The following is a 14210-nucleotide window of genomic DNA, read 5'->3' as shown; positions in this document are numbered from 1 at the left end:
GAGGGGCGATCGCACACTATTGCTCCCCTTCATTCAATTCGCTCAAAACTTTTGCCACTGCTGATGCTTGCTCTGGATACAGCCACGCTAAATATCCACACATTTGATAAGCAGTTTTCAAGGAGTAAGCACAGGGAATCAATAGTTTCCTTTTTTTGAAGCTCTCTTTATCATTTAGCTGAGCAAGAATAGCAGCAATGTGGCACAATAGCTGATTGCGGTTATTCAAAATTTGTTCTGCTGTACACATTGCCTGTTCAAATTGTCCTGCTATTGCCTGTATCTGGGCAATCAGCCAAAGTGCTTGCCCTTGCTTTTGTTTATCTGTAATTGTTTCTTGCAGATTGAAAGCTGCATCAAGCGTTGCTGACAGTCCCTCTTTATCTCCTTTTTTCCACTGAAACGATGCTATCTCCGAGAGTGTTTTTACTTGCTCAAATGCACCTTCAATCTTGGCTGCATTCTCCAAAGCAAGAGTAATCTCTCCTGCCTCTGCTTCGGCTACTGCTACTGTTGATAGAAGCGAGTCTGGATTGGTCTTTTTTACCTTGATTTTCTCCTGTTTTACTCTCTCACAAGCCTCAGCAAAAATAGCTAATGCTTCTTCCCTTTCTCCTAGTTCCATTCGAGCTACTGCTATGGGACTCATAATTGTGACTGAATGGTCAAATCTCACATCAAAAGAACTGAGAGCATCTTCATAAAGAGTCGTTAGAGCTGTCTTTAATATCTCCCTCTGTTCGGCATTTGGATGTGCCTGTGCCAACGTTTTCAGCACTAAGGCTTTATCTTGCATCAGTTTAATTTTTTGTACTGTCTCTAAGGCAGCTTCAAACTCCCCTGCTCTTGCCTGAGCTATCCCTATTTTTGTAAACATTCCGACAATAAACCAATCGATATGATTTGGCGAAATTTGCTTTTCAACCTTCTGCACAATTTCAAGGGCTCGATTGAAAATGTCTTTTGCCTCGTTTATGCGATCGGCTTTAGCGTAAAGCTCACCTAATTCTGCTAGAACATTTACTTTGGATTTCAAATTATTAATATTATTAGAAATTTTATCGAGTTTTTTAACATAAGCTAGACCTTTCTCGTTTTGAGCAGTCTCCATTAGTAATGCTGCGATATTTATTAAAGTAAAAATATGGTCGTATGAAAGTTCCGAACTAAATGAAACTTTGAGTCCCATTGCCAAGGTATCTCGTGCTTCTTTAGCTAGACAAGCTTGTGACTGTATTGTAGCTATTGACTTTAGGAGTTCAACCTTTTTGTGTGGATTGAAAAGTCCATTAGCAATCTTTATAGCATGACTAAAGTTTTTGGCTTTGGCGTAGGCTTTGGCGATTGCTACCAAAGCATCCTCTTGTTTAATTGGTTCTTGAATTTGACTATAAATTGTCAACGCATCCTCAACTTGTCCTGCTAATGCCTGTTCTTGCAAGATTGCTAGCAGCGCTTTGTCTTTATCTTCTTTAATTTTAATTCTTTGCGCCGTCTCAAGGGCTTGGTTAAACCAGTTAAGCTCGACTTGCGCGTTTACTATTATCAACAGAGCCTGAGACTTACCGTGTGGCTCTTTAATCTTATTTGTTGTTGTCATAGTGGCTGTAAAATCTTTTGTAAATTTCTGGGCTTGTCTTGCCTGTATTACCACAATTATCTTGAGAACCTGTTCTCGATGGTAAGGAATTTCAAGTTTTTCATAAATTCTATTTGCCGTTTCCAGAACAGCAGTAAATTCTCTATTATCGCACTCTTCCTTGTTGACTATTTCCAGCAAAAGCCCTTCTCGATCTATAAGGCTAAGACTTGCAATATTTTCTTCAATCATTTCAAGCGCTTTTGCCAACTCTCCAATCTTAGCTTGCGTACTAGCTATTTTAGAGAAATCATATACCTGGTTGCTTTTGTATTCAATATTTTGAGCTAGTTGTTTCGCTTGGTTCAATGAAATTTGTGCTTGCTCTTTGTCCCCTAGTTTTGCTTGTACCTCAGCCAAAGATATCCAGGAATCTTCTAAATCACTTGTGAAATCAATTCGTTGCAGAGTTTCGCGGGCCTCGGAAAATAATCCTAAATCTGCTTGTATATTTGCTATTTCAATCCAGAGCAAAGTTGGAGGCTTTAGATTTTCAATTTTGTGAGTATTTTCAATATTTTCAATAGCTTGAGCAAAGATAGTTATTGCCTCCTGCTTGTCTCCTATTTCTATTTGGGCTTTTGCTAGATCACCCATCCACCATATCCATGCCATACTTGGAAAAGTTTTTCTGGGAATTTCCAAGGTTTTGACAAAGATAGCTCTGATTTTGACAAATATAGCTCTGGTTACTTGACTATTTCCTTTCTTTAATTGCGCTTTTAATATATTTGATAGTGGCAACACCTCCTTGAGTTCTACAATAGTCAATTCTGCAATTTTCAGGGCATCTTGAAAGCGATCGCGATCGATGAGAACTTGGTAAAGTTCGCAGCGAGTATGATATTCAAAAAGTTTCTGATGCAAAGCAATACAGGTTTCCTCACTGACTTCAAAAATATACGCGAGGAGATAAGCGGCATAACTTGCATAATCACATGGCCCATCAACAGTCCAATTTATTGGCAAAAGAGGCAATTCCTTTTGCTGCAACCGCTTCAAGGTTTTCCTGGCTTCCTCCAATTGACCTGTATCTTTCAATTCCCATGCTAACAATAAATACCACACTACACTGGGCTCAATTTCATACAAATCTGTCAGTTTACACGCTCGTTCTAAACTACCTTTACGCAAAGCATCTAGAGGTGAATCTTGCGCTGTTGTTTGCAACAGTCGCCGTGCGTGTAACAGCATAAATTCTGCCATTTCTCCTGCTTTGTCTTCCTCAGCGGCCGCTAACAAGGCAGTCTGCACCGTCTTCAAAGGCAAGTCAGGCTCATCGGGAAACTGTTTAATAGAGTGCGAGTAAAAGTCTTCGTTACGTGCGATCGCATACAACTCCTCCCAGTGCTTCACATCCCGCAAGTGTTCCGCATAATGCCGGAACGCATAAGGACTCTGGTATTCGTCCCACTGAGCGCAATATTTAATCAGTTCCTTCTGAGATTTTTTGGTATTCGCTTGGATTTCAGGCAGGACGGCAAATTGTTCGGCTAATATCGAATGAGCGAAAGAGAATACGAGACAGTCCTCTAACTGACGAATTTTGAACCATCGACTTACCTGCCACGGCAGTCCGACTGGACTTTCTCCCATGAGTTCTACTAAATCGTCAGAAGATAGCTCTCCTTTGGCAATAGTCAGAAAATAGAATATCTTTCGCATATCTGGGCGAGAACGCCAATCTTCTAATCGATTTAAGGCTTGGTATTGCTGACGAATGTACTCAGCAAAACCCTTGGGTGTTGCTGCAAGTGTTTTGCGGATTGCACTTTCCTCACCCTGTTGTGCTACTTCTAACAACTCATCGATTAAGTATTTAAGAAAAAGTGGTATTCCTTCAGTACGATCGCACACCTGCGTGACAAAAGTTTCGTCCTGTGCCAAAGTTACTAACTCACCCTTACCAGTTTCTTGTAACCAGTTTCCGATCGCACAACGGGGTAAAGGATCGAGGTGTATCGGGTCAACATCATTTGTCCAACCAGACAAGTAGTCTGGCTTCTCCCCTTCAGAGGCTCTCGCTGAGGCAATAACAAATACATTCTGAGGCAAAGGAGTAGGAAAGGGTGGTGGGAAGGGATGATCGGCTTCATCTAAACCATCTAGGACAACAACTAAAGGTTTATCTTTCCAGTCTTTAACAATGCGATAAAGCTCCTCGCGCAATTCCTTTTGATCTTGGGGCAACGGTTTACTCAATTTGCAGTAATCATAAATTTGTTGCAGTAGATTGCGATAGGCATTAGCGACTGGACGGGTAATTTCTTCACGCTGAATGAAAAAGTGATAAGCGATAAAACAATCGTTTCCCTGGCGTGATTTTACCCAATTTGCTAGGAGTGCAGTTTTACCAAAACCAGCCTTGGCGGTAATAATTTTCCATCTGTTGTCGGATTGATGTAAGAACTTATCTAGGAGGTCTAGCATCTCGGAGCGCCCAACAAAGAGCTTGGTGTATTCCTCCACAAGTGCCAAGGTGCGATCGCTAACCTCCGATCCTCTACAAGACCGCATCTCAGTGTCAATATGATTTTTCCGTTCAGACTGTGGTGGCTCTTCCTTAATCTCTTCCCAATTCAGTCCTAAAACCTCACAATAAGCCTTAAATGCTCTTGTTTTTATAGATTTTTTCAATAAAAAATGGTTAAAACTTCCATAGGAGATTCCCTGGGCTTTTAATTCTCCTGATTCGATTTCTGATTCAAGCTTTGTATAAGTAGTAGAGTTATAAACTGAAAATATTTTTTCTATTGCTCTTTTATTAAACAGATTACAACTTTCAAGTTGTCGGCGATTTAACTTCATCTCTTTCGTCCATTTCTTTTCCTGAAAACATGACCACACAAGCCAGCAACTCGCTTCTGGAATAGCTTTACTATTCTCCGTTTTAGTCCATTCCTTTTTGGTTAAGGCTTGGTCAATGTGTAATTTTCCTTCTTCCGAAGCTTTCAGTGTCGAAGCCATACACATAATTTATGATATGTCAAGATCAATTTTAGATCATCTTATATCCGATCTAAATACGATCATGCCAAACCCTTACTAACTCACGATTATGGAAGTGTGAGAAGAACAGTTGGCCAACGAACTTCTCCTTTGTTCAACAAACCACAGAGGAGAAATCAAATGAAAACTTGCGAAATTACTGGTTACATCAAGCGGATTGAGCAGCTATCAGGTAGCTTGTCAGGTATCCAAGAAGGACATTGGTGTGTCCTTTCCGAATCAAGTCACCTGCTCATTCATGTCCAATCTGTACTCAAAATGCCTGTAGGTGAAACCGACTTGCTAGACGGGAGTGTGGGGCGACATTGGTCAAAATATCGCAAAAACCAGCCTTGGGCTACCCATAAAGAGGGAAAGTGTACATACAAGTTCCCAGATGGGCGCTACTGCCACCCTAACACTTATCACTTTGACGAGCTGGGGAAATATCGCGAATGGGAACAGACTATCTATCGCCGGACAATCATGCCGGATTACTTAGAGCGTAAGTACGGCAAGATTAGGGGTTAGATTACCACAGGAGGGGCGGGCAAAGTTGTTTTGGTTAAATGCGATCGCCCTTATTTTCCCTGCATTGCGCTCGGCCGTCTCCCGTCCCAAATCCATCCTTCGCTGCTACTTTAGCTTGCGTAACTCAGTGTGTCGGCATTTATGAGGACTTGTCAAAGCTCGATCGCCTTTCTCATCCCGAATCCCAAAGGGGCGATCGATCGATCTTTTCCATCCACATATCCCAAAAGCGATCGCCCTTATTTTATTTACTCGCGCACATATTCAACTTGTTAACATGATAACATATCAGCAGAACAGGTGTACGATCGTGAGAATATAAAAATTGGAGGAAACCTAAATGGGAAAAAGTACAGAAGTGCCAGCCAAGCGACACGACCCAAATTACATACAGCTATCGGGAGATGTCCGAAAAGAACTAGGACTTCAGTTTAAAGCTGCGTGTACTCTCAAGCAGCTAAATATAGGAGAAGGGTTGGAAGAAGCAATAGAAATATGGTTCCAGGCTCAGCAAGCCCCCTCATCGAGCAACACCAGCAAAAAGGGGGGCGAGTGAGAGATCCAGATCGAGAAAAAGAAGAGCTTGGCAATCCCATCAACGAACCCGTACAAGCGTATAACCTAAAAGAAGCGAAAAAGAAATGCCAACAGCTAGCAACTGAATATGAACGGTCTCTTGCAGATGTTCGGCCTGAAGGCAAAGCCTGGTTTCGCTGCTACTTTCAGTGAGGGAAAATCCATGAAAATTCGAGAATCAGTTGGTCAAAGTGTATGGAATCATTCTGAGGGTTGGTGCTGCGAGCCTCTTGACCCCATACCGCCCGGTCATATTGCCCTAGCCGTTGAAGCGATAGATATTAATCTTGTAGACTGGGATATCGAAGAAATTGGCGAAAAAGCAGGTTTTGATATTCAGTACAAATACACGGGAGTCAATGACCCGAAAGATTCATCTTTAGCTTGCGTAAGTCAGTTTGTGGGTATCTATGAAGACTTCTCAAAGCTCGATCGCGATTTGGAAGCTTTGATTGCAGCCGGCATCCCGCGTCATTTATTTAAAATACTGACTGACAACGATGACATCGATTTGAAGCCTGTAACGCAATACCTCAAAGCAGTTTCCTAATGTTTTGGGTGTAACGCAATTGTTGCTTTTTCAAAGTGCGTGAAGCGGAGCTATCCCGTAGGGAATCGCCCTTATTTTCCTAAAGTGCGATCGCCCTACAATAATGTCAAATATATTCAATCCTTCCGATCATTTCTTGAGGTGTATAGACTTCATAAATTAAAATCAAACTACGGATAATCTCGCCAATAGAACGAGAATTAGGAGGACAATAGACAATTCCCGGATAATCGGTGGTATCACTTGCCATAATTAGAAAATCATCATCCTGAGTTAATATCACGCGCTGCTCTTAGCGAATAAACGCTAGGTGTGACTCATCGCTTTTAGTACGCAACCCTGCATCAACTGTTGTCGTCACATCTATCCCGTAACGACGTAAACCGCGCGCAATATTAGAGTCAATATGTTCGTCTAAATGAAAACGAATTTGCTCACTCACCTCTAATTGCCCTCAATTTTTCTTGTAACGGAGATGGTGGACTATTACGCTTTAATTCTTCCACAATAGCTCGACTTTCAGCCGTGCGACGATCGATTTCTTCTCGACGATCGTAATAATAGGTCATTGCTGCATGAACCGATGCCAGTGGCAGATCGTACTTTCCCGCGATTTCTTCTATAGAAATCCCCATTTTGAGATACATTTCGGCGATGTGTGCTACAGCAATTCGATGACCGGCAATGCACGGCTTACCACCAAGTACCCCAGGCGTAATTTCGATATGTTCTGTGATGACGGATTCCTTAGACATTATAGTTTAAGGCTATTAATTGGTAATTTTTAAGCTCTTTAATATTAGCACAAATAGTCACCGTTACAGGAAATTGTAGGGTGCGTTAGACATTAATTCTTTCGATTTCAACAGGTTGGAAGGATCAGACGCACCCTACGGACAGTATTTCGATCGCCCCCACCATCAACTAGATGCAAGCTAGATCCAGTCCGGCCTGAATCGCGGGGTGTCTAGAAGTATAGAATAGAGGTTGCGGAACCGGCACACCGCCCGATCGCTCGCCCCCAGCAATTTGTTACCCTAAAAATAGAATCTCCCCTCCCTCAACTCCCTCCCATGAACAACGCTTCTCCCCTGATTCAAACGATAACTCCAGAACGCTGGGCCGGGTTTAGTATGGACTTTATAGGGGCGGGTTACACGGGTTTGTTGGTCAAAAACGGCCGCGCCGTGCGTACCCTGAAATCCGGGCGACATTTCAGCTTTGCCCTTCCCCTGCTGGAACAGTCTCAAATTGTCCTCGTAGACACCAAACTCCGCAATTTGGATGTACAGTCGCACGGAGATTTTTTGTCTAAGGATCGATTTTTAATTGATGCCACTCTGACTGTTATTTATCAAGTTATAGATCCGAAACGGGTAGCTTTGGAATTGTCCGATCCTATAGGTGCTTTAGCAAGTGCAGTTAAGGATTGTATGGGATTAGCGATCGGGCAAATACCCCTACAACAGCTTATTAGTCAAGGACGGCTGTTGCTGCGCCAAAATTTGCTCGATCGCGTCCAAGATTTTTATACCCTGGGTTTTAACTTAGAAGACGTGCGAATTGGCGATGTCAGCTTTCCCGAAACCAACGGAGTTATTCGCCAAGTTGAGGGAATGAGTGCCCGACAGGAAGCAGAAAATGCCGCCGCCCTGCAAATGAGAATTGCCGAAGCAGGCCGCCCGATTGTTCCTCAATCTCCCGTACAGCAGTTAAACTTAATTTCAGGTAATTCTCCTGCGAGTCTTCCAGCTTCAGACACAGCAGCAGGGTTCGATCGCGATTTACAACAACTAACACAACAACTTGCTCAAAACAGTCTCCCTGCTGGGAGAAATCCTCCCCAACTTGCACCAACCGTACTCGCAAGCAGTGATCGCCAAACAACCGCATATTTAATCTACAAACTTTCTGGAGAGGCGATCGCCCTAACAGCCAATCCATTTACAATTGGACGCGAACCGACCAACACTTTAGTGTTACAAGATCCGCAAAGTTCGCGCTACCACGCTCAAATCCGCCGCGCCAATGACGAACTTGGTAAACAGCGGTATCAGCTTGTCGATAGCGGCAGTTCCAACGGCACTTTTGTAGGAGGGCAGAGGCTGGCTGCTAACGAGCCTTTTTGGCTACCAAACGGCTGCGAAATTGCCATCGGCGACCAAAAATGGATCTTTCAAAATTCGTGAGTGAAAGATATGAAGATGTTTTTAAACAGCAGATAAACACAAATGAATCCCATCAGCGTTCATCTGTGTTTATCTGCTGACATCTGCGGTTAAAAAACCCCAATCAAAGTAACTTGCTTTAAAGGATATACAAGTAAAAAATGCCGAATATACCGTCAAGATGAATGTTTTTTTTAACCGCAGATAAACACAGATAAACACAGATAAATTCCATCGGCTTTCATCAGTAAGGTTTCTATAGGGGCGTTACCAAGAGTCCCCGCCCTTCCCACACAGCTTGACCGAAAGCATCCAGGATACCCGCCACGTGATTCATCCGTCCAGAAATAAAAAACCTGTATCCAATAAATGAGCCCCCGAATTTATCCGTGGGGTCAATGCTTCAATTCTAAAATCTAAAATCTAAAATCTAAAATCGATTGACACCTTCTCCCTCCCCAATTCCCTATACTCCCAGGTAGAAGTCTCTTGCCAACCCTAGGGGGGATATCTCCACAAGCATTTCGAGCGACAATTTGTCAAGATGGAAAATATAAGTAGAGGACAACCTGATGAACTTTTCTATACAATCTGTTTACAACTGGTACCGCGACACCCTCCGCAACCCCAAATACCGCTGGTGGATTATTCTGGGAACCCTGGCATATCTGGTAAGCCCGATCGACATTGCCCCAGACTTTCTCCCCGTCATCGGACAAATTGACGATGTGGCGATCGCAGTCTTGCTGATTTCCGAAGTGTCCCAAATGGCGATCGACTACTTTAAATCCCGCCAAACAGAGACAGCTTCAGCATCCGAAGCCACCGGTGCCAATTATTCAGAAGCCAACGGCAGCACCGTTGACGTAGATGCAGTTTCTGTAAAATAATTGCCAAAAATAATCGAGCGCTACAACCCCGACTTCTTCAAGAAACCGGGGTTTTTGTTTTTTAAATGGCAACTGCTCAGATCGTGCTCCAAAGCTGGTAATTTTAACTATGATCCATCTGTGCTAACAACAAATTTTTATAGATGAAGTTTAGCGAAATAGTACAAAAACTTAATTTAGCCACCAGTCGCACCCTCACAGCGTCGGTTGCTACCGATCCAGAAATTACAGGCGCGGCCCCTGTTGATGAAGCTGCATCGGGCACAATCAGTTACATAGAAGGTGCTAAATTTGCCGTTCATACAGCCACTACAAATGCTTCGGCTTTAATTTTGCCCTTAGATGAAAGTCTTCAAGCTCAATGCGACGATCGCAATATTGCTTGGGTTGCCGCAGCAGATCCGCGATTGCTGTTTGCTGAAACGATCGCCATTTTCTATCAACCGTTTCGCCCAGCATCCGAAATTCATCCCTCAGCCGTCGTTCACCCCTCAGCAGAAATTGGTGAAAATGTCTATATCGGCCCCCACGTCGTTATTCAAGCAAAAGTCAAAATTGGCAGCAACGTTTGCATTCATCCAAATGTCGTAATTTACCCAGATGCGGAAATAGGCGAAGGCACTGTTTTACACGCTAACTGTGTCATTCACGAACGTACTCGCATCGGGGCAAATTGCGTGATTCACAGCGGTGCGGCGATCGGTTCCGAAGGTTTTGGGTTCGTGCCGACAGCCACAGGATGGGTGAAAATGGAGCAGTCTGGCTGCACTGTATTAGAAGAGGGCGTTGAGGTTGGCTGCAACAGCACGATCGACAGGCCCGCTGTCGGAGAAACCCGCATCGGCCAGAATACAAAAATCGACAATTTAGTACAGGTAGGTCATGGCTGTCAAGTAGGGAAAAATTGCGTTTTTGCCGCTCACGTTGGCATGGCTGGCGGAGTAAAAATTGGCAACAATGTAATTTTGGCAGGTCAAGTAGGAATTGCCAATCAAGCCAAAATCGGAGATGGGGCGATCGCCACTGCTAAAGCCGGAATTCACAGCGATGTGCCCGCAGGTGCGATCGTGACGGGCGTTCCAGCAATTCCGCATAAATTATTTCTCAAAGCCGCAGCCGTCTACAACCGCTTGCCCGAAATGTACCAGTCTCTGAGGCAAATTCAGCGCAAGCTCGATCGGTAGTCAATTGGCAGTAGTCAGTTGGCAGTTGGCAGTTGGCAGTTGGCAGTTGGCAGTTGGCAGTAGTCAGTTGGCAGTTGGCAGTTGGCAGTTGGCAGTAGTCAGTAGTCAGTAGTCAGTAGTCAGTAGTCATTAGTCATTAGTTATTAGTTATTAGTTATTAGTCATTAGTTAACAGTCAACAGTCAACAGTTAACAGTCAACAGTCAACAGTTAACAGTCAACAGTCAACAGTCAACAGTCAACAGTCAACAGTCAACAGTTAACAGTTAACAGCCAACAGTCAACAGTATTATAGTTGCAACCCCTTAAATGTGGAATAGTATAACTAACCTGCGACTGCTGTCGCCGTCAATACCAGCAATTGTCAAAATAATCTTCTTTTTCTTGACTTGGATTGTTGTGTGGCTGCCCATAGCAATTGTGCTGGCGATCGCCCTCAAATGGCATCCGCCCCAACCCCTGGGAAACAAAAAATTACCTTTACTAGCTTCCCTCTACGTGATTGTCCCCTTCATTTTATGGGCGACAATGTGGATTGAAAACACCTCTTTTACCAATTGGGGTTGGGATTGGCAACCCGCAGTTTTGATGTCATTAATGCGGGGATTAGGATTAGGAATAATTAGTTTAGTAATTTTATTCGGTCTGCAATTAACCGCAGGCTGCATCGAGCTAAAAAAAAGCGAAAATTCCACAGAAACAGGCGAAAAAACAATTAATTTTTGGACTTTAATTTTTAGCCCTGCTAGTCTGCTGACTCTGTTATTAGGATTGTGGATTAGCGCCACAGAAGAGTTAATCTTTCGCGGCTGCTTGCAAACAATCCTCCAGCAAGATTACTCAATGCTAATCGCAGCAGCGATCGCCAGTTTCATTTTCGCGATCGCCCACCTAATTTGGGCCGCCAAAGAAACTCTACCGCAACTGCCCGGATTATGGCTGATGGGGATGGTTTTAACATTAGCCCGCATCGCCGACAATGGCAGTTTAGGATTGGCGATCGGCATTCACGCAGCTTGGATTTGGGGTATAACTACCGTAGATACAGAAGGGGCAATTAAACCTACTTCTACCGTACCAGAATGGATTACAGGAATTGCCGCCAAGCCGCTAGCCGGTGCAGCCGGAATTCTGTTATTGCTAGCAACAGCAGCCGTGCTTTTGTTAATTTAAATAAGACTTACCCTAAAAAATCCGGTTTCTTATAAAAGATTGGCTCTCCTATATTTGTGGTATAAATGATAGTATAGCAATCCTCAATCATTTGTGAATTTCTTACTCCCTCCCCTTACCAAGGGGAGGGTTGGGGTGGGGTTAAAAAATTTATGGCTCATGTAGGATTGCTATATAAGCGTCTTCCTCATCCGGGATAGGGGGATCGCACAACGATAATTTTTATTTTGCTGAGCACCATAAACTCAGGACATTTGGATTATGATATCAATTCCGGTGGTACTCCTCATAATAGTTGACTGTTAATTGTTAACTGTTAATTCGAGGTCGCCCAACTCAATGATTGTTGAGTGTTGAATGTTGACTCGATTTTACTGCCGACGATCAAGCGCGGATTTGATATGATATCTACTCTGTTGAATCAAATATTCAAAGGACGTGATGGCGGTGGTGGCATGGGCGGTTTAGCGATCGCCAGAGACTTAGAATAGCGAGCCTCTAAAACACCACTTCTAAACTGAGCCACTTTTTCTCCCTTCCTGTGAAATACTATCACATTAACCCGACTGCTGTAAATAGTCAGATACCGCTGTTTGACAATGAAGGCAAGAATAATAAAGACAACACCGATAAAAATACTGAGAGTCGGAATTCCTAACCAAAACAGCCACCAAGTACAACCCTCTCCTGTTTCAATCGCTCTAACATCCTCAATCGGAATAAACACCTCTTTTGTTTCTAATCCAAAAAAAGATTCCGAGCTGATTTGTAACATTTCGCCAGCCAATTTAACCGTAATTGTGCCATTACTTTGAACTGGAACAATCCCCACAATTTGACCAGGTGTACCGCTGATTTGGATGAGTTGATTAGATTTCATATTTATTGTCTATTGGCGGTAAGGCAGAAACTCGGAAAAGCTATTAGATCGCCTCCTTTTAGGATTTAGCACGTCCGAAGAATTGTATAACAACAACCTCGACCTATTTGTTGACTCAAACTTGCTCTACCTATCGCCACAAGTACCACTAAAACCTCCTGCGTATAATAGGCAAGCTGATGCCCATAGCTGTAAGGTAAATTTAACTTGCTGGCAACGGGTTTGAGGACATCTGCTGCTTCATCTTTATTAACTTGATGTCCCTTGAGTTGATTGTACAAATACTCCACTACTTCACAAGTAATGTTTTTTGTAAATACGATTGTAGGTCTTTGAGCCTTAATCACATCTACTCGATAGTTTGAGCCTTCACGGTAGACGAGGTGGCAGTTGCGTAATCTAACCTCTCCAATCAATTCGCTCTCCATCTGTTCCTCCTATTTGATTCTCTAAGCAATTAGCAGCGATCTATCTTGGGCAATTTACAAATAAAATTGCTCATCTCATGTTTACTAAAACCCAAACTCTTCCCCAAGTCTCCGCCTCAAATCTCCAGATAGTGGTAATTGGCGGATTTCTTTGCAAATTGCAGCATGAGATTCTCCATTTTGAATTCGCTGCCTGTAAATTCCAATTAACAGCGCTTCAAGACCGTACTTAGATAACATTTCTGTCGCTAAACCGATGATGCCCAGCAAGGCAATGCCACCGAACATTCCTGCTGGCCCACCTAACATTGCCAAAGCCGTCGTAATTGCGGCCGCTCCTGCAAAACCTGTAGTTGCCATCACAATTAGAAGTAAAATCACAGGCAATCCTAGTCCAGCAGCTTTCCTAACAAACTCGTCCATAATGTCGCTCCTAGTCTGTATATAGAGGGATTAAAAATCAGAGATTTTTGTTTTTTTGCCTTAACTTCCCTTTAACAAAAGCCTTCAATGAAACAAGCCCAAAAATTTATTTACTCATTTCATGAATTTTTACTAATTTATTGAAGTATTTGGTAGGTGTTTAAGTTTGGTCTCTAGTCTCTTACCTCCTTCCACTCCAAAAACTTGATAGACAAATCATTGTTACTACGATCGCCTAGTTGAAGAGCATTATCCATAATTCTCCTGAATTCATAACCCTGATTGGGGGTTAATACACCGCCAAGCGGAACAGTCAAAAATTCGACTACAGCTCCGTCTCGTTTATCGATAAATTGGACGCTGATAGACTGAACTTTAGCCGTCTTACTTTGCTTGTTGGTCAACCGCCCTACAAGGAATCGCTGAGTTCCTGTATTTTCCATCGCTAATCCAGTTAACTCCAGTCCATTCACGAGCTGAACCCTAAAAGGGTCTGGCTTCCGCGTGTTTTCAGGTGGTTTGGGAAATCGACAAAGCTGATCGAGAGATTCATACTGTTTTCTTTCAGAATTCAACTGAAAACACCCCGGATACTCTTGGGCGATCGCCCTCGGAAACAGATTGAAAACAGACAGAAGCGCGATCGTCGGTAAAGCGGTTATCAACTTGACCCACCTAAACATGGCCTTTTACTCTCCAATCGAGTAACGATACTCATCAGTTGTTTTAGTCCAGCAGTTTTCACAGGTAAATCTGGTTTCGACCTCTACTGATTAACCA

16 protein-coding genes are annotated in these 14210 nt (G+C 43.2%); 9 read left to right on the top strand and 7 right to left on the bottom strand.

Features of this window, described 5'->3' with window-relative positions; genetic code table 11:
• Positions 1-16 precede the first annotated feature (16 nt).
• Positions 17-4606: a hypothetical protein gene (locus tag QT990_RS18515; RefSeq protein ID WP_333465603.1), complete on the bottom strand. Its 4590-nt coding sequence runs from the start codon at positions 4604-4606 to the stop codon at positions 17-19.
• A 162-nt stretch (positions 4607-4768) separates the two neighbouring features.
• Between QT990_RS18515 and QT990_RS18510 the strand changes: the two genes are divergently transcribed.
• Genes QT990_RS18510 through QT990_RS18490 form a run of 5 tightly spaced genes read left to right on the top strand, consistent with a single transcriptional unit; the run spans position 4769 to position 6284 of the window.
• Positions 4769-5158: a hypothetical protein gene (locus tag QT990_RS18510; protein ID WP_333465602.1), complete on the top strand. Its 390-nt coding sequence runs from the start codon at positions 4769-4771 to the stop codon at positions 5156-5158.
• Positions 5159-5196: 38 nt separating this feature from the next.
• Positions 5197-5439: a hypothetical protein gene (locus tag QT990_RS18505; protein ID WP_333465601.1), complete on the top strand. Its 243-nt coding sequence runs from the start codon at positions 5197-5199 to the stop codon at positions 5437-5439.
• Positions 5440-5498: 59 nt separating this feature from the next.
• Positions 5499-5714, top strand: a complete 216-nt coding sequence (locus tag QT990_RS18500; RefSeq protein WP_333465600.1) for a hypothetical protein — start codon at positions 5499-5501, stop codon at positions 5712-5714.
• Positions 5711-5887 (top strand): hypothetical protein, encoded by a 177-nt coding sequence (locus QT990_RS18495; RefSeq protein WP_333248518.1) that lies wholly within the window; start codon positions 5711-5713, stop codon positions 5885-5887. Before QT990_RS18500 ends, QT990_RS18495 begins: the two co-directional genes overlap by 4 nt.
• Before the next feature lie 10 nt (positions 5888-5897).
• Positions 5898-6284: a hypothetical protein gene (locus QT990_RS18490; protein WP_333305962.1), complete on the top strand. Its 387-nt coding sequence runs from the start codon at positions 5898-5900 to the stop codon at positions 6282-6284.
• Positions 6285-6390: 106 nt separating this feature from the next.
• On the opposite strand, the gene QT990_RS18485 is transcribed toward QT990_RS18490, so the two are convergent.
• Complete coding sequence (locus QT990_RS18485) at positions 6391-6534, bottom strand: hypothetical protein (RefSeq protein ID WP_333305960.1); 144 nt, start codon at positions 6532-6534, stop codon at positions 6391-6393.
• A 184-nt stretch (positions 6535-6718) separates the two neighbouring features.
• A complete protein-coding gene (locus tag QT990_RS18480; protein ID WP_027248967.1) occupies positions 6719-7039 on the bottom strand; it encodes a DUF433 domain-containing protein in 321 nt (106 codons plus the stop codon).
• Between the two features lie 318 nt (positions 7040-7357).
• On the opposite strand from QT990_RS18480, the gene QT990_RS18475 reads away from it, so the two are divergent.
• The 4 genes from QT990_RS18475 (at position 7358) to QT990_RS18460 (ending at position 11699) form a co-directional block, all read left to right on the top strand.
• Positions 7358-8473 carry an SPFH domain-containing protein gene (locus QT990_RS18475; RefSeq protein WP_333465599.1) on the top strand — a complete coding sequence of 372 codons (1116 nt, stop codon included), beginning with the start codon at positions 7358-7360 and terminating at the stop codon, positions 8471-8473.
• 551 nt (positions 8474-9024) lie between these two features.
• Positions 9025-9342: a YkvA family protein gene (locus QT990_RS18470; protein ID WP_333036095.1), complete on the top strand. Its 318-nt coding sequence runs from the start codon at positions 9025-9027 to the stop codon at positions 9340-9342.
• A gap of 143 nt (positions 9343-9485) precedes the next feature.
• Positions 9486-10526, top strand: coding sequence for a UDP-3-O-(3-hydroxymyristoyl)glucosamine N-acyltransferase (lpxD, locus tag QT990_RS18465; RefSeq protein ID WP_333140661.1), 1041 nt, complete (start codon positions 9486-9488; stop codon positions 10524-10526).
• Positions 10527-10835: 309 nt separating this feature from the next.
• The gene (locus QT990_RS18460) at positions 10836-11699 is read left to right on the top strand and encodes a CPBP family glutamic-type intramembrane protease (protein WP_333140659.1); all 864 of its coding nucleotides are present in this window, start codon (positions 10836-10838) and stop codon (positions 11697-11699) included.
• A 421-nt stretch (positions 11700-12120) separates the two neighbouring features.
• On the opposite strand, the gene QT990_RS18455 is transcribed toward QT990_RS18460, so the two are convergent.
• The 4 genes from QT990_RS18455 to QT990_RS18440 form a co-directional block, all read right to left on the bottom strand.
• The gene (locus QT990_RS18455; RefSeq protein ID WP_333140657.1) at positions 12121-12579 is read right to left on the bottom strand and encodes a hypothetical protein; all 459 of its coding nucleotides are present in this window, start codon (positions 12577-12579) and stop codon (positions 12121-12123) included.
• A 65-nt stretch (positions 12580-12644) separates the two neighbouring features.
• On the bottom strand, positions 12645-13007 hold the full coding sequence (locus tag QT990_RS18450; protein WP_333140656.1) for a hypothetical protein: 363 nt from the start codon (positions 13005-13007) through the stop codon (positions 12645-12647).
• Positions 13008-13091: 84 nt separating this feature from the next.
• Positions 13092-13430, bottom strand: coding sequence for a hypothetical protein (locus QT990_RS18445; protein WP_333140654.1), 339 nt, complete (start codon positions 13428-13430; stop codon positions 13092-13094).
• A 173-nt stretch (positions 13431-13603) separates the two neighbouring features.
• Entirely contained in the window at positions 13604-14113 is a 510-nt protein-coding gene (locus QT990_RS18440; protein ID WP_333140652.1) for a hypothetical protein, read from the bottom strand.
• Between the last annotated feature and the right edge of the window lie 97 nt (positions 14114-14210).

Origin of the sequence: Microcoleus sp. T3_B1, from assembly GCF_036700445.1 — a bacterium.
Taxonomy (GTDB): Bacteria; Cyanobacteriota; Cyanobacteriia; order Cyanobacteriales; family Microcoleaceae; genus Microcoleus.
This window is presented reverse-complemented; position numbering and strand designations above follow the sequence as displayed.

Excerpts from the sequence above, each read along its gene's own strand:
- QT990_RS18455 (WP_333140657.1), bottom strand. The coding sequence starts at position 12,579 with ATGAAATCTAATCAACTCATCCAAATCAGCGGTACACCTGGTCAAATT.
- QT990_RS18450 (WP_333140656.1), bottom strand. The coding sequence starts at position 13,007 with ATGGAGAGCGAATTGATTGGAGAGGTTAGATTACGCAACTGCCACCTC.
- QT990_RS18490 (WP_333305962.1), top strand. The coding sequence starts at position 5,898 with ATGAAAATTCGAGAATCAGTTGGTCAAAGTGTATGGAATCATTCTGAG.
- QT990_RS18500 (WP_333465600.1), top strand. The coding sequence starts at position 5,499 with ATGGGAAAAAGTACAGAAGTGCCAGCCAAGCGACACGACCCAAATTAC.
- lpxD (WP_333140661.1), top strand. The coding sequence starts at position 9,486 with ATGAAGTTTAGCGAAATAGTACAAAAACTTAATTTAGCCACCAGTCGC.
- QT990_RS18485 (WP_333305960.1), bottom strand. The coding sequence starts at position 6,534 with ATGGCAAGTGATACCACCGATTATCCGGGAATTGTCTATTGTCCTCCT.
- QT990_RS18440 (WP_333140652.1), bottom strand. The coding sequence starts at position 14,113 with ATGTTTAGGTGGGTCAAGTTGATAACCGCTTTACCGACGATCGCGCTT.
- QT990_RS18445 (WP_333140654.1), bottom strand. The coding sequence starts at position 13,430 with ATGGACGAGTTTGTTAGGAAAGCTGCTGGACTAGGATTGCCTGTGATT.
- QT990_RS18470 (WP_333036095.1), top strand. The coding sequence starts at position 9,025 with ATGAACTTTTCTATACAATCTGTTTACAACTGGTACCGCGACACCCTC.
- QT990_RS18480 (WP_027248967.1), bottom strand. The coding sequence starts at position 7,039 with ATGTCTAAGGAATCCGTCATCACAGAACATATCGAAATTACGCCTGGG.
- QT990_RS18505 (WP_333465601.1), top strand. The coding sequence starts at position 5,197 with ATGCGATCGCCCTTATTTTCCCTGCATTGCGCTCGGCCGTCTCCCGTC.
- QT990_RS18510 (WP_333465602.1), top strand. The coding sequence starts at position 4,769 with ATGAAAACTTGCGAAATTACTGGTTACATCAAGCGGATTGAGCAGCTA.
- QT990_RS18460 (WP_333140659.1), top strand. The coding sequence starts at position 10,836 with ATGTGGAATAGTATAACTAACCTGCGACTGCTGTCGCCGTCAATACCA.
- QT990_RS18475 (WP_333465599.1), top strand. The coding sequence starts at position 7,358 with ATGAACAACGCTTCTCCCCTGATTCAAACGATAACTCCAGAACGCTGG.
- QT990_RS18515 (WP_333465603.1), bottom strand. The coding sequence starts at position 4,606 with ATGGCTTCGACACTGAAAGCTTCGGAAGAAGGAAAATTACACATTGAC.